This window comes from Streptomyces sp. NPDC127129, assembly GCF_042671585.1.
Classification (GTDB): Bacteria; Actinomycetota; Actinomycetes; order Streptomycetales; family Streptomycetaceae; genus Streptomyces.
Genome location: NZ_JBHXTV010000001.1, coordinates 671,316 through 690,188, shown reverse-complemented (window position 1 = coordinate 690,188; position 18,873 = coordinate 671,316). Strand labels below are relative to the sequence as shown.

The window sequence follows — 18,873 nt, the reverse complement described above, 5'->3', positions numbered from 1 at the left end:
ACGTGCCCTGTGAAACACACTGGAGCGAAATTCTCCGGAGCAGGGGCCCAAGGAGCGGCAGATCTCCGGAGCGAGCACGGCTCCGCCCCCGGTGCTGTGCGTTCACCAGGGGCGGAGCCGTTGTTTCCGCGGCGATGCCGCGTGTTGTCCGGCCGCTGTGCGGGTCGGCCGAAGCGGGTGGACTGCCGGTCAGCCGGTCAGCTGGTCGTACGCCGGGAGCGTCAGGAAGTCGGCGTAGTCGGCGTCGAGGGAGACGTGGAGCAGGAGGTCGTGCGCCTGCTGCCACTTCCCGGCCGCGAAGGCCTCCTCGCCGATCTCCTCGCGGATCGCGGCCAGTTCCTCCGCGGCGACCTTGCGGGCCAGCTCGGGGGTGGCCTTCACGGCCTTCCCGTCGTGCTCGAAGACGACGCCCGCGTTGATCCACTGCCAGATCTGCGAGCGCGAGATCTCGGCCGTGGCCGCGTCCTCCATCAGGTTGAAGATGGCGACCGCGCCGAGGCCGCGGAGCCAGGCCTCGATGTAACGGGTGCCGACCTGGACGGCGTTGCGCAGGCCCTCGTACGTCGGCTTCGCGTCGAGCGAGTCGATCGCGATCAGGTCGCCCGGCGCCACGGAGACGTCCTCGCGCAGCCGGTCCTTCTGGTTCGGCCGGTCGCCGAGGACCGCGTCGAACGAGGCCATCGCGATCGGGACCAGGTCCGGGTGGGCGACCCAGGAGCCGTCGAAGCCGTCGCCCGCCTCGCGGTCCTTGTCCGCCTTGACCTTCTCGAACGCGACCTTGTTGACCTCGGCGTCCTTGCGGGACGGGATGAAGGCCGCCATGCCGCCGATCGCGTGCGCGCCGCGCTTGTGGCAGGTGCGGACGAGGAGTTCGGTGTACGCGCGCATGAACGGGGCCGTCATCGTGACCGCGTTGCGGTCCGGGAGGACGAACTTCTGCCCGCCGTCACGGAAGTTCTTGACGATGGAGAAGAGGTAGTCCCAGCGGCCCGCGTTGAGGCCCGCCGCGTGGTCGCGGAGCTCGTAGAGGATCTCCTCCATCTCGTACGCGGCCGTGATCGTCTCGATCAGGACGGTGGCGCGGACGGTGCCCTGCGGGATGCCCACGTACTCCTGGGCGTAGACGAAGATGTCGTTCCAGAGGCGGGCCTCCAGGTGCGACTCCGTCTTCGGCAGGTAGAAGTACGGGCCCTTGCCGAGCTCGACGAGGCGCTTGGCGTTGTGGAAGAAGTACAGGCCGAAGTCGACGAGCGCGCCGGGGACCGGGCGGCCCTCGAAGGTGAGGTGGCGCTCCTCCAGGTGCCAGCCGCGCGGCCGCATCACGACCGTCGCCAGCTCGCCGGCCGGCTTGAGCGCGTAGGACTTGCCCGACTTCGGGTCCGTGAAGTCGATGTTCCGCGTGTACGCGTCGATCAGGTTGACCTGACCGAGGATCACGTTCTCCCAGGTCGGGGCCGAGGCGTCCTCGAAGTCCGCGAGCCAGACCCTGGCGCCCGAGTTCAGGGCGTTGATCGTCATCTTGCGGTCGGTCGGACCGGTGATCTCGACACGGCGGTCGTTCAGCGCCGCCGGAGCCGGCGCGACGCGCCACGAGTCGTCCGCGCGGATCGCGGCGGTCTCCGGCAGGAAGTCGAGGGTCGAGGTGCGGGCGATCTCGGCGCGGCGCTCCGCCCGGCGGGCGAGGAGCTCGTCCCGGCGCGGCGTGAACCGCCGGTGCAGCTCCGCCACGAAGGCGAGGGCCGCGTCGGTCAGCACCTCCTCCTGCCTCGGCAGGGGCTCGGCTTCGACGACGGCCAGGGGGGACGGCGCTGGTGCGGACATGAACTGTCACTTCCTTCAGCGGGCTTCACGGGCGGTGCCTTGCGGCCGCCGGGCGTCAGGGGTCGGCACGGAGTGCCGCAGGCGCCGAGATACGGCCGCGGAGCGCCGTCAGGGATCAGGCGCTTCTGAACAGTGGATACTAGTTTCCTCATGGTGGAAGTTCAATGGTTTGTTGATGTCGAGATTCTCCGGATCGACAGAACATGGCGCTCAGTGCCACACCCTTCACTCAAGGTGCGCCAGATCGGCCTCCGTGTCGATGTCGTAGGGCTCGGCCACATCCGAACAGTCCACCAGGGTGATCGCATCCCGGTGGGTCTTCAGATAGTCACGCGCTCCCTGGTCGCCGAGCGCCCCCGCCGCGATCCCGGCCCAGCGGTCCGCGCCGAAGAGCACCGGATGGCCGCGCTTGCCGTCGTACGAGGCCGCCGCCAGCGCGTCGCGCGTGCCGTACGCCGAAAGGACCCGGGCCACCGCCTCCGCGCCGATCCCCGGCTGGTCGACCAGCGACACGAGCGCCGCGTCCACCGGCAGCGCCTCCGCGGCCAGCGAGGCGAGACCGGCCCGCAGCGACGACCCCATGCCCTCGGCCCACTCCGGGTTGTCGACCAGGACGCAGCCGGGCAGCCGGGCCCGCTCCCTCACGACGTCGGCCGAGGCGCCGAGGACGACGTGGATCACCTCGCAGCCGCCCTCGCGCAGCACCCGCACCGCGTGCTCGACCAGCGGGCGCCCGCGGTGGGTGAGAAGGGCCTTGGGGCGGCCGCCGAGCCGCCGGCCGCCGCCCGCGGCGAGGAGCAGGCCGGCCACGAGCGGGGTGGAATGCCGTGAGTGCGTCATGCTCATTGCATACCCCATGACACGGACGCCTGAATTGTGTCCGCACAGTGGCGCGCCGGGCGCGCGATGGCGTTAACTTGCTCGCGACTCCGGGCGCCCGACCACCGTTCCACGGGTCGGGCCGGTGATCCCCCAGGGCGCGAGGGGGGACGGTGGAGTCCGACCGCACAGTGTCGTGCGAGGGGGAGAAACTTGTTGCGTAGCGTTGGGCAGAGGCGTGTGACAACCGGCAGCGGCGTGGACCCGAGGGTGGTGGAGCTGCGTGCCGCCGTCTCCCGGCTCCGGCGCGAACTGGCGGGCCACCCGGCCGAGTTCACCGACCGGGGCATCGCCGAGGACGAACTCGCCGCACTGGACGCGATGGCCGTCAGCGGCGTCCCCGAGGTCCGGCGGCTGCGCCGCTCCCTGCTCCTGATCGCCGGCTCGATCGGCTCGGTCAGCGCGCTGTCGAACGGACTGACGAGCGTCCGCCAGGCCGTCGAACTCTTCGGGGAACCTCCGAGCGACCTGCCGTGAGCGGTGGCCGCGCCGGGGGGCATGCCGGACGGTCCATGATGCGCACGGGCGGCCGTGACGCGCACGGTCGGGCCGTGCGGCGCGCGGGTCGGCGGGCCGCGGCTTGCGGGCCCGCGGCGACTGTCCCATAGTCCGAGGTATGGACGCGCGCGAGGCGGCGCTCCGCCAGGCGTACGACCATGCCGTTCGCTGGCTGGCCAGCCTGTCCGACCGCCCGGTCCCCGCCCGCGCTTCGGTCGACGAGATCGTACGCGCGCTCGGCACCGCACTGCCCGACGACCCCAGCCCGCCCGCAGACGTCGTCGACCTGCTGGCCGCGGCCTGCGAACCCGGGCTCACCGCCTTCCCCAGCGGCCGCTTCTACGGCTTCGTCGTCGGCGGCGGCGAACCGGCCGCGCTGGCCGCGGACTGGCTGGTCAGCGCATGGGACCAGAACTGCGTGATGCGCACCGTCACCCCCGCCTACGCGGCCGCCGAGGAGATCGCGGGCGCCTGGCTGCTCGACCTGCTCGGGCTGCCGGACGGCAGCGCCGTCGGCTTCACCACGGGCGCCACCATGGCGAACTTCACCTGCCTGGCCGCCGCGCGCGACGAGGTGGTGCGACGGGTCGGCGGGGACGTCGCCCGCGAAGGACTCGCGGGCGGGCCGGCCGTACGCGTCGTCGCCGGCGAGCACCGTCACATGGCCATCGACCTGGCCCTGCGCTACCTGGGCCTGGGGCGGCCCGAACTGGTGGCGGCGGACGACCAGGGCCGCATCCGCCCCCAGGCCCTCCGGGACACCCTGGCGGGCGGCGGGCGGAGCCCCACACTGGTGATCCTGCAGGCCGGGGACATCCACTCCGGTGCCTTCGACCCCTTCCCCGAGGCGATCCGCGCCGCTCGCGAGGCGGACGCCTGGGTGCACGTCGACGGCGCCTTCGGCCTCTGGGCCGCCGCTGCGCCGCCGTACGCGCATCTGTCGGCCGGATGCGAGCAGGCCGACTCCTGGGCGACCGACGCCCACAAGACCCTGAACGTCCCCTACGACTGCGGCCTCGCCATCGTCCGCGACCCGTCCGCACTCCGGGCGGCCATGGGCCTGCGGGGCGACTACCTGATCCAGCACGAGCTCGGCGACCCCATCGACAAGGTCCCCGAGCTCTCCCGGCGCGGCAGGGCGTTCCCGGTCTGGGCGGCCCTGAGATCCCTCGGCCGGTCGGGTGTGGCCGACCTCGTCGAGCGGCTCTGCCGGCACGCCACCGCCTTCGCCGACGGCATCGCCGGGATCGACGGCGCCACCGTCCTCAACGACGTGGTGTTCACCCAGGTCTGCGCCGAGTTCGGCGACGACGCCCGTACGGAACGGGTACTCGCCCGGCTCCTCGACGACGGTACGACGTGGATCAGCGGCTCCACCTGGCACGGCCGGCGCATCATGCGCATCTCGGTCAGCAACTGGTCCACGACCGACGACGACGTGACGCGCGCGCTCGACGCGATCCGGCGCGCCGCCGACGCCGCCTGAGGACCGGGGGCGGTGTGCCCGCCGACGGCGCCTGAGGAGCGCGTAGCTCGGCGGCGGTCGGCCTCCCCCCCCGCTACCGGCGGATCAGACGCCGCGCCGTCGCCGCCGCCACCGCCGCCGTACGCGAGTCGACGCCCAGCTTGGCGAAGATGTGCACCAGGTGGGACTTCACCGTCGCCTGGCTCAGGAACAGCGCCTTGCTGATCTGCTGGTTGGACAGCCCTTCGCCCACCAGCTGCAGCACCTCCAGCTCCCGCTTCGTCAGCGCCTCCGCCGGGGTCCGCATCCGGTCCATCAGCCGGTGCGCCACCGCCGGGGCGAGCGCCGACTGGCCGGCCGCCGCCGTACGGACCGCCGCCGCCAGCTCCTCCGGCGGGGCGTCCTTCAGCAGATAGCCCGAGGCCCCCGCCTCGACCGCCGCCAGGATGTCCGCGTCCGTGTCGTACGTGGTGAGGACCAGGACCCTCGGCCCGCCGGTACGCGCGGTGATCGCCGCCGTGGCCTCCGAGCCGTGCATCCCGGACCCGAACTGCAGGTCCATCAGGACCACGTCAACCCCGCCCGCCGCGGCCAGCTCCGTCGCCAGCTCCACCGCGCGCTCGGCCGTCGCCGCCTCGCCGACCACGGCGAAGTCCGGCTCCGTGTCCAGCACGGCGCGCAGCCCGGCACGTACCACCGGGTGGTCGTCGGCGAGCAGGAGACGGATCGTCATGTCGACACTCCAGCGGGAAGAGGGAGGGACACGGCGACGGCCGTGCCCTGACCGGGCGCGGACTCCACCGTGAACACCCCGCCCAGCGACTCCGCCCGTGCGCGCATCGCCGGCAGCCCGAAACCGCCGTCCGCGGAGGAGGTGAGCAGCGCGGGGTCGAAGCCCTTGCCGTCGTCGACGACGTCCAGCGTCACCGAGGCGTCCATGTACGACAGTGTGACCTCCGCCCGGGCCGCCGAGGCGTGCCGCACCGTGTTCGCGAACGCCGACTGCGCGATCCGGAGCAGCGCCACCTCGTACGGCGTGGGCAGCTCCACCGGCGTCCCGCTCACCGTGAAGCGCGCCCGCAGCGACACCTCCGGACCGGGGCCCGGTTCGCAGAGCCGTTCCAGGGCGGCGGCCAGCGAGCCGTGCTCCAGATCCGGCGGCGACAGCGCCCGTACGAACCGCCGCGCCTCCGCCAGATTGTCCTGCGCGGCCCGCCGCGCGCCCTCGATGTGCCCGGCCGCCGGCGAGCCCTCCGGCAGTGCCCGCTCGGCGGCCCGCAACAGCAGCTGGATCGAGGAGAGCCCCTGCGCCAGGGTGTCGTGGATCTCCCGTGCCAGGCGCTCGCGCTCCGCCAGCGTGCCGGCGTGCCGTTCGGCCGCCGCCAGCTCGGCCCGGGTCGCGATCAGCTCCTCCACCATCCGCCTGCGCCGCTCGCTCTCCCGGTACAGCGCCTGATAGCCGAGGACCGTCGCCACGGCCACCGCCCCGCCGAGCAGCGGCCCGATGAAGACCCCGGGATTGAGCGTCGCGCCGTGGCGCACGTACGACAGGATCGCCGCGCCCGCGGTCAGGGCCACGGCCGGCAGCGCCCAGCGCACCGGCAGCAGGTGCAGCTGGAGGAAGTAGAGCGGGAACGCCACCCACAGCCCGTCGGGCGTGGCCCAGAGCAGCGCGAGCCAGGACGCGCACAGGAGGGCCAGCCAGAGCGCCGCCGCGCGCCGGGAGTCCCGTACGGCGGGAAGGGCGGACCCCGCCGCGTAGACCGCGCCCGTCAGCACCGCGAACGCGACGCCGGCGCCCGAGTCGGCCCGGAAGGCCGCGAGGGCCAGCAGCCCCGCCATCAGCAGATGCAGACAGAGGCGCAGCGCGCGCAGTGCGGGGGTGAGGGAACGCGGATCCATGATCTGTCCAGCGTAGGCGGGGGCAGACAATCCGGACTCAACCGAAAGTTTGATTGCGGAGCCATCCGTGGCGCGATGCCGCGAGGCGGCGGAGCCCGGAAGGCTTGGCCGCATGTTCGTGGCATGGAGAGACCTGAGATTCGCCAAGGGGCGATTCACCCTGATGGGCACGGTGGTCGTGCTCATCACCCTGCTCGTCGGGCTGCTGTCCGGGCTGACCGCCGGACTCGCGCGCGAGAACATCTCGGCGATCACCGGCCTGCCGGCCGACCGGCTCGCCTTCGCCGCGCCGCCGGCCGGCCGGTCGGTCTCCTTCACCGACTCGACCGTGACCGAGAGCCAGTGGCAGCGGTGGGCGGAGCGGCCCGGCGTCACGCGTGCGCAGCCGCTGGGCATCCGTACGCTCAACGGCGCCGCCGGGGACCGTACGGCCGCCGTCTCCGCGTTCGGTACGGAGCCGTCGGGGGATCTGGCGCCGGAGAGCGGGAAGCTCGGGCCCGGCCGGGTCGTCCTCTCGGCCTCCGCGGCCGAGGAACTGGGCGTCGGCGTGGGCGGGGCCGTACGCCTCGGCCCGCTGGAGGCCACGGTCGCGGCCGTCGCGGGCGACGCCTCGTACAGCCACACGCCCGTCGTCTGGACCTCCCTCGACGACTGGCAGAAGCTGGGGCACGACGGCACGACGCCGGAGGAGCAGGCGACGGTCGTCGCGCTGGACGTCAGGGACGAGGCCGGCCTCGGGGCGGGCGACGCGGCGCTCGGCACGGAGTCGCGGACGATCGACGAGGCGCTCACCGCCATAGGGTCGTACCAGGCCGAGAACGGCTCGCTGCAGCTGATGCGCGGCTTCCTGTTCGCCATCTCGGCGCTCGTCATAGGGGCCTTCTTCACCGTCTGGACGATCCAGCGGAGCGGTGACGTGGCCGTGCTGAAGGCGCTCGGCGCCTCGACGCCGTACCTGCTGAAGGACGCGCTCGGGCAGGCGGTGCTGATGCTGACGGCGGGCACCCTGCTCGGCACCGCCCTGGCGGTGGGCGCGGGCGTGCTGATCAGCGGCGGGGACGTGCCCTTCGTACTCGAACCGCTGACCGTGCTCGGGCCGGCGGCCGTGATCATCGTCCTCGGTGTCCTCGGCGCCGCCCTGTCCATCCGGCGGATCACCGCCGTCGACCCTCTGACCGCGCTCGGGAGCGCCCGATGACTCTGCTGCTGGACGACGTGACCCTGACGTACCCCGACGGCGACGGGCGCCTGACCGCCCTCGACGCCGTCTCCCTTGAGGTCCCGGCGGGCCGTGTGACGGCGGTCGTCGGACCCTCGGGTTCCGGCAAGTCCAGCCTGCTGGCGGTGGCCGCGACGCTCGTGACCCCGGACCGGGGACGGGTCGTCGTGGCCGGTACGGAGACGGGGACGCTGGACCGGTCGGGGCGGGCGGCGCTGCGGCGGGAGCGGATCGGGATCGTGTTCCAGCAGCCGAACCTGCTGCCGTCGCTGACGGCCGTGGAGCAGCTGCAGGTGATGGCGCATCTGTCGGGGGCGCGGCCCCAGGCGGTACGGGAGCGGGCCCTGGCGCTCCTGGACGCGGTCGGCCTCGCCGACCTGGCGGCGCGCCGCCCGCACCAGCTGTCCGGGGGGCAGCGGCAGCGGGTCAACATCGCACGGGCGCTGATGAACGAGCCGTCGGTGCTGTTGGTGGACGAGCCGACGAGCGCGCTGGACCACGAGCGGGGCGGGGCGGTGGTGGACCTGCTGGTCGCGCTGACGCGGGAGCGGGGAACGGCGACGGTCCTGGTGACGCACGACCAGGCCCATCTGACCTGCGTGGACGCGTCGGTCCAGGTGGAGGACGGCCGCCTCACGAGCCGGGCCCCGGCCTGACCCGTCGTGGGCAATCGTTCCGCAGGGCGGAACGGGTGGGCACAATCCACGACGGCGGCGCACCCGCCCCGCGGGCACCGCAAGAGCACGGGGAGCCTGGCCCGGCAAGGGCGCCGGTCCGTTGTGCCCACCCGTTCCGCGCCGGCGGAACGGGTGCCCACAACTCCCGGGGTGAGCGCTACGCCGTGCCGTTGCCCGCGGTGTTCGCGAGGGCCGTCGAGAGCTCTCGCGCCACCTCCTGCAGGATCGGCACGATCTTCTCCGTCGCCGCCTCCGTCACCCGCCCGGCCGGCCCCGAGATCGAGATCGCCGCCGCGGTCGGGGAGTCGGGGACCGAGACCGCGAGGCATCGGACTCCTATCTCCTGCTCGTTGTCGTCGACCGCGTACCCCGCGTCCCGCACCACCGCGAGCGCGTCCAGGAAGCCCTCGGGCGTGGTGATCGTCTTCTCCGTCGCCGCCGGCATTCCCGTGCGGGCCAGCAGCGCCCGTACCTCGTCCGCCGGCGTGTAGGCCAGCAGGGCCTTCCCCACGCCCGTGGAGTGCGGCAGCACGCGCCGGCCGACCTCGGTGAACATGCGCATCGAGTGCTTGGACGGCACCTGCGCGACGTACACGATCTCGTCGCCGTCGAGCAGCGCCATGTTCGCGGTCTCGCCCGTCTCCTCGACGAGCCGCGCGAGGTACGGCCGCGCCCATGTGCCGAGCAGCCGGGAGGCCGACTCGCCGAGGCGGATGAGGCGGGGGCCGAGCGCATACCGGCGGTTGGGCTGCTGGCGTACGTAGCCACAGGCCACCAGCGTGCGCATCAGGCGGTGGATGGTCGGCAGCGGCAGCCCGCTGCTGGCGGAGAGCTCGCTCAGCCCGACCTCGCCCCCGGCGTCGGCCATCCGCTCCAGGAGATCGAAGGCACGCTCGAGGGACTGGACGCCACCGCTCGCGGCGGCGGGCTTGGCGGCGTCGGTGGTGCTGGCGCTGGACGTCGGCACGTCAAGGTCCTTTCGGGGCAGGCGGGCAAGGCAGCAGCCTACCGGGCCGTCCGGTCGGACACACGGTCCCGGTCCCGGTGTACGGGCCGGTCAGGGGGGTGTTTGTCCGGTGCTGGCGGCTGCCCGGCGGCGTCCGCCTCCACCCCGCCTGTACGGAGCTACGTTCTACTGTACGAAATTCCCATTCCACTTCATGGAAACATCCAAGTGGGGTGCGGCGCGAGTCGCGGCGACGGGGTCATGCTGGAAGTGCACCCTTGACGCCGTGTCGTCCCGAGTGAAGACTCCTTCAACAGTTCGTTGAAATTCTGCTGGAAAGGGGTACGGGTGGACGTCAACCTGGTACTGCGCTCGACTCGCGTCATCACCCCCGAGGGGACGCGGCCCGCGTCGATCGCCGTCTCCGGCGGGACCATCGCCGCGGTGCTGCCGTACGACGCCGAGGTACCGGCCGGTGCCCGGCTGGAGGACGTCGGCGACGACGTCGTGCTCCCCGGGCTCGTCGACACCCACGTCCATGTGAACGACCCCGGCCGCACCGAGTGGGAGGGCTTCTGGACCGCCACCCGCGCCGCGGCCGCCGGTGGCATCACCACGCTCCTCGACATGCCGCTGAACTCGCTCCCGCCGACCACCACGGTCGACCACCTGCGCGTCAAACAGGACGTCGCCCGCGCCAAGGCGCACATCGACGTCGGCTTCTGGGGCGGTGCGCTGCCCGACAACGTCAAGGACCTGCGCCCGCTGCACGACGCCGGTGTCTTCGGCTTCAAGTGCTTCCTGTCGCCCTCGGGCGTGGAGGAGTTCCCCGAGCTCGACCAGGAGCAGCTGGCGAACTCGCTCGCGGAGATCGCCGGCTTCGACGGCCTGATGATCGTGCACGCCGAGGACCCGCACCACCTGGCCGCGGCGCCGCAGAAGGCCGGCGGCAAGTACGCCGACTTCCTCGCCTCCCGGCCGCGCGACGCCGAGAACACGGCGATCCAGAACCTGGTCGACCAGGCCCGCCGGCTCAACGCCCGCGTCCACGTCCTGCACCTCTCCTCCTCCGACGCGCTCCCGCTGATCCGCGCGGCGAAGGCCGAGGGCGTCAAGATCACGGTCGAGTCCTGCCCGCACTTCCTCACGCTCACCGCCGAGGAGGTCCCGGACGGGGCGACCGAGTTCAAGTGCTGCCCGCCGATCCGCGAGGCCGCCAACCAGGACGCGCTCTGGGAGGGGCTCGCGGACGGGACGATCGACTGCATCGTCTCCGACCACTCGCCCTCCACCGCCGACCTCAAGACCCCGGACTTCGCCTCGGCCTGGGGCGGCATCTCCTCCCTCCAGCTCGGCCTGCCCGCCATCTGGACCGAGGCCCGCCGCCGCGGCCACGACCTGACCGACGTCGCCCGCTGGATGTCCGAGGGCCCCGCCCGGCTCGCCGGCCTGGACCGGAAGGGCGCGATCGAGGCCGGCCGCGACGCCGACTTCGCCGTCCTCGACCCCGAGGCGACGTTCACCGTCGACCCCGCCGAGCTGGAGCACCGCAACCGGGTCACCGCCTACGCGGGCCGGACCCTGCACGGTGTCGTGACGTCCACCTGGCTGCGCGGAGAACGCATCGCCGACCGCGGCACCCTGGCCGAACCCTCCGGCCGCCTCCTCGAAAGGACCAACTGAACCGTGACCGGGCTGCACATATCTCCTCTGGCCTCCTTCACCGGCGACGCCAGCCCCTTCGGCGGCGGTGACCCGTACGCCGACTACCGCACGGCGGACTTCCCGTTCACGCAGTACGCGGACCTGGCCGACCGCCGCCTCGGCGCCGGTGTGATCGCCGCCAACGACGAGTTCTTCGCCGAGCGCGAGAACATGCTCAAGCCCGAGGCCGCCGAGTTCGACCCCGAGCACTTCGGGCACAAGGGCAAGATCATGGACGGCTGGGAGACCCGCCGCCGCCGTGGTGTCTCCGCCCAGGAGCCCCACCCGACCGCCGACGACCACGACTGGGCGCTCGTACGCCTCGGCGCCCCCGGCGTCGTCCGCGGCATCGTCGTCGACACCGCGCACTTCCGCGGCAACTACCCGCAGGCCGTCTCGGTCGAGGCCACGTCCGTCGCCGGCTCCCCGTCGCCCGAGGAACTCCTCGCGGACGACGTGAAGTGGACGACCCTCGTCCCGCGCACCGCCATCGGCGGCCACGCCGCCAACGGCTTCGCCGTCGACGTCGAGCAGCGCTTCACGCACCTGCGCGTCAACCAGCACCCCGACGGCGGCATCGCCCGCCTCCGTGTGTACGGAGAGGTCGCCCCGGACCCGCGCTGGCTCGGCGTCCTCGGCACCTTCGACCTCGCGGCGCTGGAGAACGGCGGCCAGGTCGAGGACGCCTCCGACCGCTTCTACTCCCCGGCGACCAACACCATCCAGCCGGGCCGCTCCCGCAAGATGGACGACGGCTGGGAGACGCGGCGCCGCCGCGACAAGGGCAACGACTGGATCCGTTACAGCCTCGCCGCCGAGTCCGAGATCCGCGCCGTCGAGATCGACACCGCGTACCTCAAGGGCAACAGCGCGGGCTGGGCGGCGCTGTCCGTCGCCGCCGAGGGATCCGAGGACTGGACCGAGATCCTGCCCCGGACCCGCCTCCAGCCCGACACCAACCACCGCTTCGTGCTGGACACGCCGGCGGTCGGCTCCCGGGTCCGCATCGACATCTACCCCGACGGCGGCATCTCCCGCCTCCGCCTCTTCGGTTCGCTCACCGAGGAGGGCGCGGCGCGCCTGACGGCCCGCCACCAGGAACTGGGCGGGTAACGACACCCCGCCCGGCCCGCGAGGGCGCACCGGCCGACAGCACCGGCGCGCCCTCGCGCTATTTCTTTTTTGGGCTCGGTTCGCCTCCGGGCGCCTCAGCCGGGCTCACAACCCCGACCGTGCTCGCCTCCCTCGTTCCTCGGGAGGCTCCGCGCGCTCGGGGTCGTTCCCCCGGCGCGCCCTTCGGCTCACTCGCCGGGCCCCCGGGGTGGCCGCCGGGGAGGGGCGTTGTTCGGTTGGGGCGTTGTTCTGGTCTACGCCGCGTGGCCGCCGTCCACCGAGAACTCCGTGCCCGTCACGTACGCCGCGCCCGGGCCTGCGAGGAACGCCACCGCCGTCGCGATCTCGTCCGCCGTGCCGAAGCGGCCCAGGGCCGTCAGGGACGCCTGGTCCGCCGCGTACGGGCCGTCCGCCGGGTTCATGTCGGTGTCGACCGGGCCCGGGTGGACGATGTTGGCCGTGATGCCGCGCTCGCCCAGCTCCCGCGCGAGCGCCCTGTTGAGACCGGTCAGCGCCGCCTTGCTCATCGCGTAGAGCGTGCCACCGGGCCCCGGCACCCGTGCCGTCATGCACGAGCCGATCGTGATGATCCTGCCGCCCCGCTCCATCCGCGCGGCCGCCGCCTGGGCGGCGAGGAACGCTCCCCGGACGTTCACCGCGAGGACCCGGTCGACATCGGCCAGGGCCAGTGAGTCCAGCGGGGCGATCACCCCGACCCCCGCGTTGTTGACCAGCACGTCGAGCCGGCCGAGCGCGTCCGCCGCCCACTCCACGGCGCCCGCCGCGTCACCGGCGTCCGCCGCGTCGGCCCGCAGGGGGAGCGCCTTCCGTCCGGCCGCCTCGATCCGTGCCGCGACCTCCTTCGCCCGCTCCTCGCCCGCCACGTACGTGAAGGCCACGTCCGCGCCCTCCTGAGCCAGTCGCAGCGCCGTCGCGGCGCCGATCCCGCGGCTTCCGCCCGTCACCAGGACCGCCTTGCCGTTCAACGTGGACATCCCGAAACCTCCGTAAAACGCACTGTGTGGTTGCGGGTTCAATCAAAGTCGGGGCCGGACTCCGACGCTGGCGGCAATCGGACGCCGATGACTTCCGCCGAGCGGTGGAGTCGGAGCCTGTGAGACACGATGGACCGGGGATCCCGATCCCGGCAGGAGCGAAAGGCGGCACCATGGGCAAGCTCTCCCTCACCCAGTTCGTGACCATCGACGGCGTCTACCAGGCGCCCGGCGGACCCGAGGAGGACCCCAGCGGCGGCTTCGAGCACGGCGGCTGGTCCGTCCCGTACGGCGACGAGGACTTCGGCGCCTTCATCGACGAGGTCTTCGCGCGCCCCGCCGCCTTCCTGCTCGGCCGCCGTACCTACGAGATCTTCGCGAGCTACTGGCCGAAGCAGACCGATCCCGCAGACCCCGTCGCCTCGCAGCTCAACGCGCTCCCCAAGTACGTGGCCTCCACCACCCTCACGACGGCCGACTGGGCCGGCACCACCGTCCTCGGCGGCGACGCCGTCCAGGAGGTCGCGGCCCTCAAGGACCGCGTCGACGGCGAGGTGCAGATGCACGGCAGCGGAGGCCTGGCCAAGTCCCTCCTCGCCGCCGACCTCATCGACACGATCCACCTGCTCGTCTTCCCCGTCGTCCTCGGCACGGGCCGCAACCTCTTCGACGGCGTCTCGCCCACCGCCTTCCGCAACGTCGGGGCCAGGACCACGGGCGCGGGCGTCTCCATCACCACGTACGAACTGGCGGGCCGCCCCGAGTACGGCAGTTACGTCTAGCCGCAGGCGAAACATGTAGCCACCACTCGTCTTCCCGGGTACGGTGATCGTCCCGCGTGCGAGCCGCCGAAGTCTCCACCTCGTCCGACGTGTTGGAGCAGGCCCACGATGTCCTCGATCGCCGCCTCCGTGCCCTTCCGCGCCCCGCGCCGCGCCTGGCTCACCGACCTTCCGGTCCTCCTCGTCGCCGTGGTCTGGGGCGCCAGCTATCTCGCGGCCAAGGGCATCACCACCACGCACACCGTCGTCGCCGTTCTCGTCCTGCGGTTCGCCGTCGTCCTGCCCGCCCTCGCCGTCGCCGGATGGCGGGGGCTGAAGGCGCTGGACGCGGCCCAGTGGCGGGGCGCGGGCCTCCTCGGCCTGATCCTCAGCGGGATCTTCCTCCTGGAGACCTACGGCGTCGTCCACACCTCCGCCACCAACGCCGGCCTGATCATCAGCCTCACCATGATCCTCACGCCGCTCGCCGAGGCCGCCGTCACCGGAATACGGCCGCCCCGCGCCTTCCTGTCCGCCGCCGCGCTCTCCGTCGCCGGCGTGCTGCTCCTGACACAGGGCGGCGGCTTCACCGCCCCCTCCCTCGGTGACCTGCTGATGCTCCTCGCCGCGTTCGCGCGGACCGTGCACGTCCTGGCGATGTCCCGGATCACGGCCGTCCGGAGCGCCGACGCGCTCTCGCTCACGACCGTTCAACTCGGCTCCGCCGTCGCCGTCTTCGCCCTGCTCGCCACCCTCCCCGGCACCGGCGCGTCCCCCTGGTCCGTCGCGCTCGACTTCGGCCCGCGCGAATGGGCCGGGCTGCTCTTCCTCTCCGTCTTCTGCACGCTCTTCGCCTTCTTCGTGCAGATGTGGGCCGTCCGCCGCACCTCCCCGTCCCGGGTCAGCCTGCTGCTCGGCACGGAGCCGCTGTGGGCCGCCGCCGCGGGCATCGCGATCGCCGGCGACCGCCCCGGCGTCCTCGGCATCGCGGGCGCCATCCTGGTTCTGGCCGGGACCAGTTGGGGCCGTCGCGCGGCCGACGAGACCGCCCGGTAGGTTCTTGCCCCATGCGTTCACTGCCGTACGACATAGAATTCCGGGCCCGCGCCCGGCGCACCCAGGGGTGGGGACTCGGGCTGCTGGCCCTCGCCGGACTGATGTGGATCTGGTTCGCGGTGCTGCTCTTCACGCCCTACTCGCCCGAGGAGTCCAGCCACGAGTGCCTGTCCCGCTTCAGCAGCGAGAACCTCCACAACGGATCCAGCAGCTGCGTGGCGGAACGCGACTGGCCCGAGCTGCTGGCCGTACTCGGCGGATCGATCCCCTTCGCGGTGATCGGCGGCGTCCTCTACACCAGCGGATCCGTCTCCCACCGGATGGCCGAGCACCTCGCCGAGGTCACCCGCCTCGACCAGGCCTCCCGCTGACCCTCGTCACGTGCGGCGGGTCGTGTCCGCGATCATCACGATCACGAAGCCGACGACCGCGATCACGACGTTCGCGAACAGCGCCCTGTCCTCCAGGAACCACACGTTCTCCGTCAGGGCCCGGGTGAACCCCATGAACGGGAACCAGCCCGTCAGCTCGCGCACCACCCCCGCGATGCCGCCGACCAGCACCACACCGCCCACGAACTCCAGAATCTTCTTCATGGGACCGATCATGGTCCCGGGCGCCCGGCGCCCGCGTCGGTCCACGGGACAGACCGCGTGCTACCGAAGTCTCGGACCGTGCGACTTTGGTAGCTTCCGGCCCTCCGTGACCGGCCGCGCGCCCCTGACGTGCGTACTTTGGTCCGTATGACACGTACGGACCCCTACGCCTGGCTGCTGCCCTCGGCCATGGCCGACCCCACGGCCTCCGGTGACCCCGGACGCAGGCCGCGGCGGACCGTACGGGACTGGGTCGTCGACAGCGTCCTCTTCCTCTGTGCCGCCTTCATCGGACTCCTCGCCGCCGAGACCAGCGACCAGTACAACAGCGAGGCCGTCGCCCTCGCCGACCAACTGCTCGGCGCCGCGGCCTGCTGCGCCCTCTGGCTCCGCCGCCGCTGGCCCGTCGGCCTCGCCGTCGCGCTCTCCCTCGTCAGCGTCGTCGCGCCCGTCGCCGGCGGCGCCTTCCTCGTGAGCCTGTTCAGCGTCGCCGTCCGCCGGCCCTTCCGTGAGATCGCCTGGATCGGCGCGCTGGCCGCCGTCTGCAACGTCGCCCAGGTCTTCGTACGGCCCGACCCCGCCACCGGCGCCCTCCTCGGGATCGCCATCGGCCTCATCCTGATCCTGCTCATGACCGCCTGGGGCATGCTCGTACGCTCCCGGCGCCAGCTCGTCGAGGCCCTGCGTGAGCGCGCCCGGCGCGCCGAGGCCGAGGCGGAGCTGCGCGCCGAGCAGGCGCAGCGGCTCGCCCGTGAGGCCATCGCCCGCGAGATGCACGACGTCCTCGCCCACCGCCTCACCCTGCTCAGCGTGCACGCCGGAGCGCTGGAATTCCGCCCCGACGCCCCGCCCGAGCAGGTCGCGCGCGCAGCGGGTGTCATCCGCGACAGCGCCCACGAGGCGCTCCAGGACCTCCGGCAGATCATCGGCGTGCTGCGCACCCCCGGCGAAGCCGCGGACGGCGACCGGCCCCAGCCCACGCTCGCCACCCTCGACGCGCTGGTCGCCGAGTCCCGCGAGGCCGGAGCGAAGGTCGTCCTCGACTCCACGATCGACGATCCGGACGCGGTCCCCGCCGCCACCGGCCGCACCGTCTACCGCATCGCCCAGGAGGGACTCACCAACGCCCGCAAGCACGCCCCGGGTGCCGAAGTCACCCTCACCGTGCGCGGCCGTGCCGGCGACGGGCTGACCGTCGAGGTCCGCAACCCCGCCCCCACCGGCCCCGTCCCGCACGTCCCCGGTTCCGGCCAGGGCCTCATCGGCCTCACGGAGCGCGCCACTCTCGCGGGCGGGCGTCTGGACCACGGTCCCGCCCCCGACGGTGGGTTCGCCGTGCACGCCTGGCTACCGTGGCCCACATGACCATCCGGCTGCTCATCGTCGACGACGACCCCCTGGTCCGCGCGGGCCTCACCCTGATGCTCGGCGGCGCCGACGACATCGACATCGTGGGGGAGGGCACCGACGGGCGGGACGTCCCCGAACTCGTCGCCCGCCTCGCCCCGGACGTCGTCCTCATGGACATCCGGATGCCGCACGTCGACGGCCTCACCGCCACCGAACGCCTGCGGACCCGCCCCGAGGCCCCCGAGGTCATCGTGCTCACCACCTTCCACGCCGACGAACAGGTCGTACGCGCCCTGCGGGCCGGCGCGGCCGGCTTCGTCCTCAAGGACACCCCTCCCGCCGAGATCGTCACCGCCGTGCGCCGCGTCGCGTCCGGTGACCCGGTGCTCTCCCCGGCCGTCACCCGCCAGCTGATGAGCCACGTCGCGGAGCGGCCCGAGCAGTCCCGGAGCGCGACCGCCGCGGGCCGGATCGCCGAACTCGCCCAGCGGGAACGCGAGGTGGCCGTCGCCGTCGGCCAGGGCCGGTCCAACGCCGAGATCGCCGCCGCGCTGTACATGAGCGTGCCGACGGTCAAGACCCACGTCTCGCGGATTCTCGCCAAACTCGACCTCAACAACCGTGTCCAGATCGCGCTCCTGGTCCACGACGCGGGGCTGCTCGACGACGGGCAGGAGTAGGGGGCGGGAACGGGCCCGCCTAGGCTGAGGCGATGTCCACCATCGAACTGGGGGAGTGGGGCGCGGACTTCACCGCGAATCCGTATCCCTACTACGCGAAGCTCCGCGAGAGCGGTCCCGTCCACCACGTCCGTATGCCCGACGGCTGGGAGTTCTGGCTCGTCGTCGGCCACGAGGAGGGGCGCGCGGCCCTCGCCGACCCCCGCCTGGTGAAGTCGCCCTCCCTCGTCGGTGTCACCCCCGTCGACGAGGAGGTCATCGGCCCCAACCTGCTCGCAGTCGACGCACCGGACCACACCCGTCTGCGCAAACTCGTCACCCGCGAGTTCACCGGCCGACGGGTGGAGGCGCTGCGCCCCCGCGTCCAGGAGCTCGCCGACGAGCTGGCCGACGCGATGGCGCCGGCGGGCCGGGCCGACCTCGTGGACTCCTTCGCCTTCCCGCTGCCCATCACCGTCATCTGCGAGCTCCTCGGCGTCCCGGCGGCCGACCGCGAATCGTTCCGCCGCTGGTCGAACGAGCTGGTGGCGCCGTCCGGCGGGACGCCCGAGCGGGAGATCGTCGAGGGCTTCGGCGCCTACCTCGACGCGCTCATCGAGGACAAGCGCGCCTCGCGGCCCACGGACGACCTGCTCTCCGCCCTGATCACCACCCGCGCCGAGGACGGCGACGCGCTGTCCCTCCCCGAACTGCGGGGAATGGCCTACCTGCTGCTCATCGCGGGACACGAGACCACCGTCGGTCTGATCACCAACACCGTCCGGGCCCTGTTCGCCCACCCGGACCAACTCGCCGACCTCCGTGCCGACTTCGGGCTGATCGACGGGGCGATCGAGGAAGGGCTGCGCTACGACGGCCCCGTGGAGTCCTCCACCTTCCGGATCGCCAAGGAGGCGATCACCGTGGGCGACACCGCCATCCCGGCGCTCTCGCCCGTCTTCGTCTCCCTCGCGGCCACCGACCGCGACCCGAAGCGCTTCCCCGAACCGGACCGCTTCGACATCCGCCGCGAACCGCGCGGCCATCTGGCCTTCGGGCACGGCATCCACTACTGTCTCGGCGCGCCACTCGCCCGCCTCGAGGGCGGCATCGCGATCCGGACACTCCTGGAGCGCTTCCCGCGGCTGGAACTCGACCCCGAGGGCGCCCCCTGGGAGTGGATGCCCGGCCTCCTCGTCCGCGGTGTCCGCCGCCTTCCCGTCCGGTGGTGA

The 18,873-nt window shown here is 72.8% G+C and carries 19 protein-coding genes; 12 read left to right on the top strand and 7 right to left on the bottom strand.

Annotation, left to right across the window (positions count from 1 at the left end; genetic code table 11):
* Positions 1 to 189 precede the first annotated feature (189 nt).
* Together aceB and ACFVGW_RS03020 are read right to left on the bottom strand one after the other, a co-directional pair.
* Positions 190 to 1,821, bottom strand: coding sequence for a malate synthase A (gene aceB / locus ACFVGW_RS03025; protein WP_385850482.1), 1,632 nt, complete (start codon positions 1,819 to 1,821; stop codon positions 190 to 192).
* A 225-nt stretch (positions 1,822 to 2,046) separates the two neighbouring features.
* Complete coding sequence (locus tag ACFVGW_RS03020; RefSeq protein ID WP_383219681.1) at positions 2,047 to 2,661, bottom strand: NTP transferase domain-containing protein; 615 nt, start codon at positions 2,659 to 2,661, stop codon at positions 2,047 to 2,049.
* 192 nt (positions 2,662 to 2,853) lie between these two features.
* On the opposite strand from ACFVGW_RS03020, the gene ACFVGW_RS03015 reads away from it, so the two are divergent.
* Positions 2,854 to 3,177, top strand: a complete 324-nt coding sequence (locus ACFVGW_RS03015; RefSeq protein ID WP_383219683.1) for a DUF5955 family protein — start codon at positions 2,854 to 2,856, stop codon at positions 3,175 to 3,177.
* Positions 3,178 to 3,316: 139 nt separating this feature from the next.
* Positions 3,317 to 4,684, top strand: a complete 1,368-nt coding sequence (locus ACFVGW_RS03010) for a pyridoxal phosphate-dependent decarboxylase family protein (protein ID WP_385850481.1) — start codon at positions 3,317 to 3,319, stop codon at positions 4,682 to 4,684.
* Positions 4,685 to 4,757: 73 nt separating this feature from the next.
* Here the strand turns inward: ACFVGW_RS03010 and ACFVGW_RS03005 are convergent, their stop codons facing one another.
* On the bottom strand, positions 4,758 to 5,396 hold the full coding sequence (locus tag ACFVGW_RS03005) for a response regulator (protein WP_383568020.1): 639 nt from the start codon (positions 5,394 to 5,396) through the stop codon (positions 4,758 to 4,760).
* On the bottom strand, positions 5,393 to 6,565 hold the full coding sequence (locus tag ACFVGW_RS03000) for a sensor histidine kinase (protein ID WP_385850480.1): 1,173 nt from the start codon (positions 6,563 to 6,565) through the stop codon (positions 5,393 to 5,395). The genes ACFVGW_RS03005 and ACFVGW_RS03000 overlap by 4 nt, the downstream gene beginning before the upstream one ends.
* A gap of 112 nt (positions 6,566 to 6,677) precedes the next feature.
* Here ACFVGW_RS03000 and ACFVGW_RS02995 point away from each other — a divergent pair, with 112 nt between their 5' ends.
* Positions 6,678 to 7,763 carry an ABC transporter permease gene (locus tag ACFVGW_RS02995; protein ID WP_385850479.1) on the top strand — a complete coding sequence of 362 codons (1,086 nt, stop codon included), beginning with the start codon at positions 6,678 to 6,680 and terminating at the stop codon, positions 7,761 to 7,763.
* Positions 7,760 to 8,440, top strand: a complete 681-nt coding sequence (locus ACFVGW_RS02990; protein ID WP_385850478.1) for an ABC transporter ATP-binding protein — start codon at positions 7,760 to 7,762, stop codon at positions 8,438 to 8,440. Before ACFVGW_RS02995 ends, ACFVGW_RS02990 begins: the two co-directional genes overlap by 4 nt.
* A 178-nt stretch (positions 8,441 to 8,618) precedes the next feature.
* On the opposite strand, the gene ACFVGW_RS02985 is transcribed toward ACFVGW_RS02990, so the two are convergent.
* Positions 8,619 to 9,428: an IclR family transcriptional regulator gene (locus tag ACFVGW_RS02985; protein ID WP_352189150.1), complete on the bottom strand. Its 810-nt coding sequence runs from the start codon at positions 9,426 to 9,428 to the stop codon at positions 8,619 to 8,621.
* Positions 9,429 to 9,755: 327 nt separating this feature from the next.
* On the opposite strand from ACFVGW_RS02985, the gene allB reads away from it, so the two are divergent.
* A complete protein-coding gene (gene allB, locus ACFVGW_RS02980; RefSeq protein WP_383219694.1) occupies positions 9,756 to 11,090 on the top strand; it encodes an allantoinase AllB in 1,335 nt (444 codons plus the stop codon).
* Between the two features lie 3 nt (positions 11,091 to 11,093).
* On the top strand, positions 11,094 to 12,224 hold the full coding sequence (gene alc, locus ACFVGW_RS02975; RefSeq protein WP_383291974.1) for an allantoicase: 1,131 nt from the start codon (positions 11,094 to 11,096) through the stop codon (positions 12,222 to 12,224).
* Positions 12,225 to 12,478: 254 nt separating this feature from the next.
* Here alc and ACFVGW_RS02970 read toward each other — a convergent pair whose 3' ends face one another.
* Positions 12,479 to 13,219, bottom strand: coding sequence for an SDR family NAD(P)-dependent oxidoreductase (locus ACFVGW_RS02970; RefSeq protein WP_385850477.1), 741 nt, complete (start codon positions 13,217 to 13,219; stop codon positions 12,479 to 12,481).
* A gap of 173 nt (positions 13,220 to 13,392) precedes the next feature.
* On the opposite strand from ACFVGW_RS02970, the gene ACFVGW_RS02965 reads away from it, so the two are divergent.
* The 3 genes from ACFVGW_RS02965 to ACFVGW_RS02955 all read left to right on the top strand — a co-directional run bounded on the left by ACFVGW_RS02965 (position 13,393) and on the right by ACFVGW_RS02955 (position 15,407).
* Positions 13,393 to 14,001 (top strand): dihydrofolate reductase family protein, encoded by a 609-nt coding sequence (locus ACFVGW_RS02965; RefSeq protein ID WP_385850476.1) that lies wholly within the window; start codon positions 13,393 to 13,395, stop codon positions 13,999 to 14,001.
* Between the two features lie 108 nt (positions 14,002 to 14,109).
* Positions 14,110 to 15,036 (top strand): DMT family transporter, encoded by a 927-nt coding sequence (locus ACFVGW_RS02960; protein WP_385850475.1) that lies wholly within the window; start codon positions 14,110 to 14,112, stop codon positions 15,034 to 15,036.
* Positions 15,037 to 15,047: 11 nt separating this feature from the next.
* Complete coding sequence (locus ACFVGW_RS02955; RefSeq protein WP_385850474.1) at positions 15,048 to 15,407, top strand: hypothetical protein; 360 nt, start codon at positions 15,048 to 15,050, stop codon at positions 15,405 to 15,407.
* 6 nt (positions 15,408 to 15,413) lie between these two features.
* On the opposite strand, the gene ACFVGW_RS02950 is transcribed toward ACFVGW_RS02955, so the two are convergent.
* Positions 15,414 to 15,632 (bottom strand): hypothetical protein, encoded by a 219-nt coding sequence (locus ACFVGW_RS02950; RefSeq protein WP_385850473.1) that lies wholly within the window; start codon positions 15,630 to 15,632, stop codon positions 15,414 to 15,416.
* A 147-nt stretch (positions 15,633 to 15,779) separates the two neighbouring features.
* Between ACFVGW_RS02950 and ACFVGW_RS02945 the strand changes: the two genes are divergently transcribed.
* Genes ACFVGW_RS02945 through ACFVGW_RS02935 form a run of 3 tightly spaced genes read left to right on the top strand, consistent with a single transcriptional unit; the run spans position 15,780 to position 18,873 of the window.
* A complete protein-coding gene (locus tag ACFVGW_RS02945; protein ID WP_385850472.1) occupies positions 15,780 to 16,997 on the top strand; it encodes a sensor histidine kinase in 1,218 nt (405 codons plus the stop codon).
* Complete coding sequence (locus ACFVGW_RS02940) at positions 16,994 to 17,662, top strand: response regulator (RefSeq protein ID WP_383219705.1); 669 nt, start codon at positions 16,994 to 16,996, stop codon at positions 17,660 to 17,662. The genes ACFVGW_RS02945 and ACFVGW_RS02940 overlap by 4 nt, the downstream gene beginning before the upstream one ends.
* A gap of 32 nt (positions 17,663 to 17,694) precedes the next feature.
* Complete coding sequence (locus ACFVGW_RS02935) at positions 17,695 to 18,873, top strand: cytochrome P450 (RefSeq protein WP_385850471.1); 1,179 nt, start codon at positions 17,695 to 17,697, stop codon at positions 18,871 to 18,873.

Bases quoted from the DNA above. Each gene is read 5' to 3' on its own strand.
- aceB (WP_385850482.1), bottom strand. From the start codon at position 1,821: ATGTCCGCACCAGCGCCGTCCCCCCTGGCCGTCGTCGAAGCCGAGCCC.
- ACFVGW_RS03020 (WP_383219681.1), bottom strand. From the start codon at position 2,661: ATGACGCACTCACGGCATTCCACCCCGCTCGTGGCCGGCCTGCTCCTC.
- ACFVGW_RS03010 (WP_385850481.1), top strand. From the start codon at position 3,317: ATGGACGCGCGCGAGGCGGCGCTCCGCCAGGCGTACGACCATGCCGTT.
- ACFVGW_RS03005 (WP_383568020.1), bottom strand. From the start codon at position 5,396: ATGACGATCCGTCTCCTGCTCGCCGACGACCACCCGGTGGTACGTGCC.
- ACFVGW_RS03000 (WP_385850480.1), bottom strand. From the start codon at position 6,565: ATGGATCCGCGTTCCCTCACCCCCGCACTGCGCGCGCTGCGCCTCTGT.
- ACFVGW_RS02995 (WP_385850479.1), top strand. From the start codon at position 6,678: ATGTTCGTGGCATGGAGAGACCTGAGATTCGCCAAGGGGCGATTCACC.
- ACFVGW_RS02990 (WP_385850478.1), top strand. From the start codon at position 7,760: ATGACTCTGCTGCTGGACGACGTGACCCTGACGTACCCCGACGGCGAC.
- ACFVGW_RS02970 (WP_385850477.1), bottom strand. From the start codon at position 13,219: ATGTCCACGTTGAACGGCAAGGCGGTCCTGGTGACGGGCGGAAGCCGC.
- ACFVGW_RS02965 (WP_385850476.1), top strand. From the start codon at position 13,393: ATGGGCAAGCTCTCCCTCACCCAGTTCGTGACCATCGACGGCGTCTAC.
- ACFVGW_RS02960 (WP_385850475.1), top strand. From the start codon at position 14,110: ATGTCCTCGATCGCCGCCTCCGTGCCCTTCCGCGCCCCGCGCCGCGCC.
- ACFVGW_RS02955 (WP_385850474.1), top strand. From the start codon at position 15,048: ATGCGTTCACTGCCGTACGACATAGAATTCCGGGCCCGCGCCCGGCGC.
- ACFVGW_RS02950 (WP_385850473.1), bottom strand. From the start codon at position 15,632: ATGAAGAAGATTCTGGAGTTCGTGGGCGGTGTGGTGCTGGTCGGCGGC.
- ACFVGW_RS02945 (WP_385850472.1), top strand. From the start codon at position 15,780: ATGACACGTACGGACCCCTACGCCTGGCTGCTGCCCTCGGCCATGGCC.
- ACFVGW_RS02940 (WP_383219705.1), top strand. From the start codon at position 16,994: ATGACCATCCGGCTGCTCATCGTCGACGACGACCCCCTGGTCCGCGCG.
- ACFVGW_RS02935 (WP_385850471.1), top strand. From the start codon at position 17,695: ATGTCCACCATCGAACTGGGGGAGTGGGGCGCGGACTTCACCGCGAAT.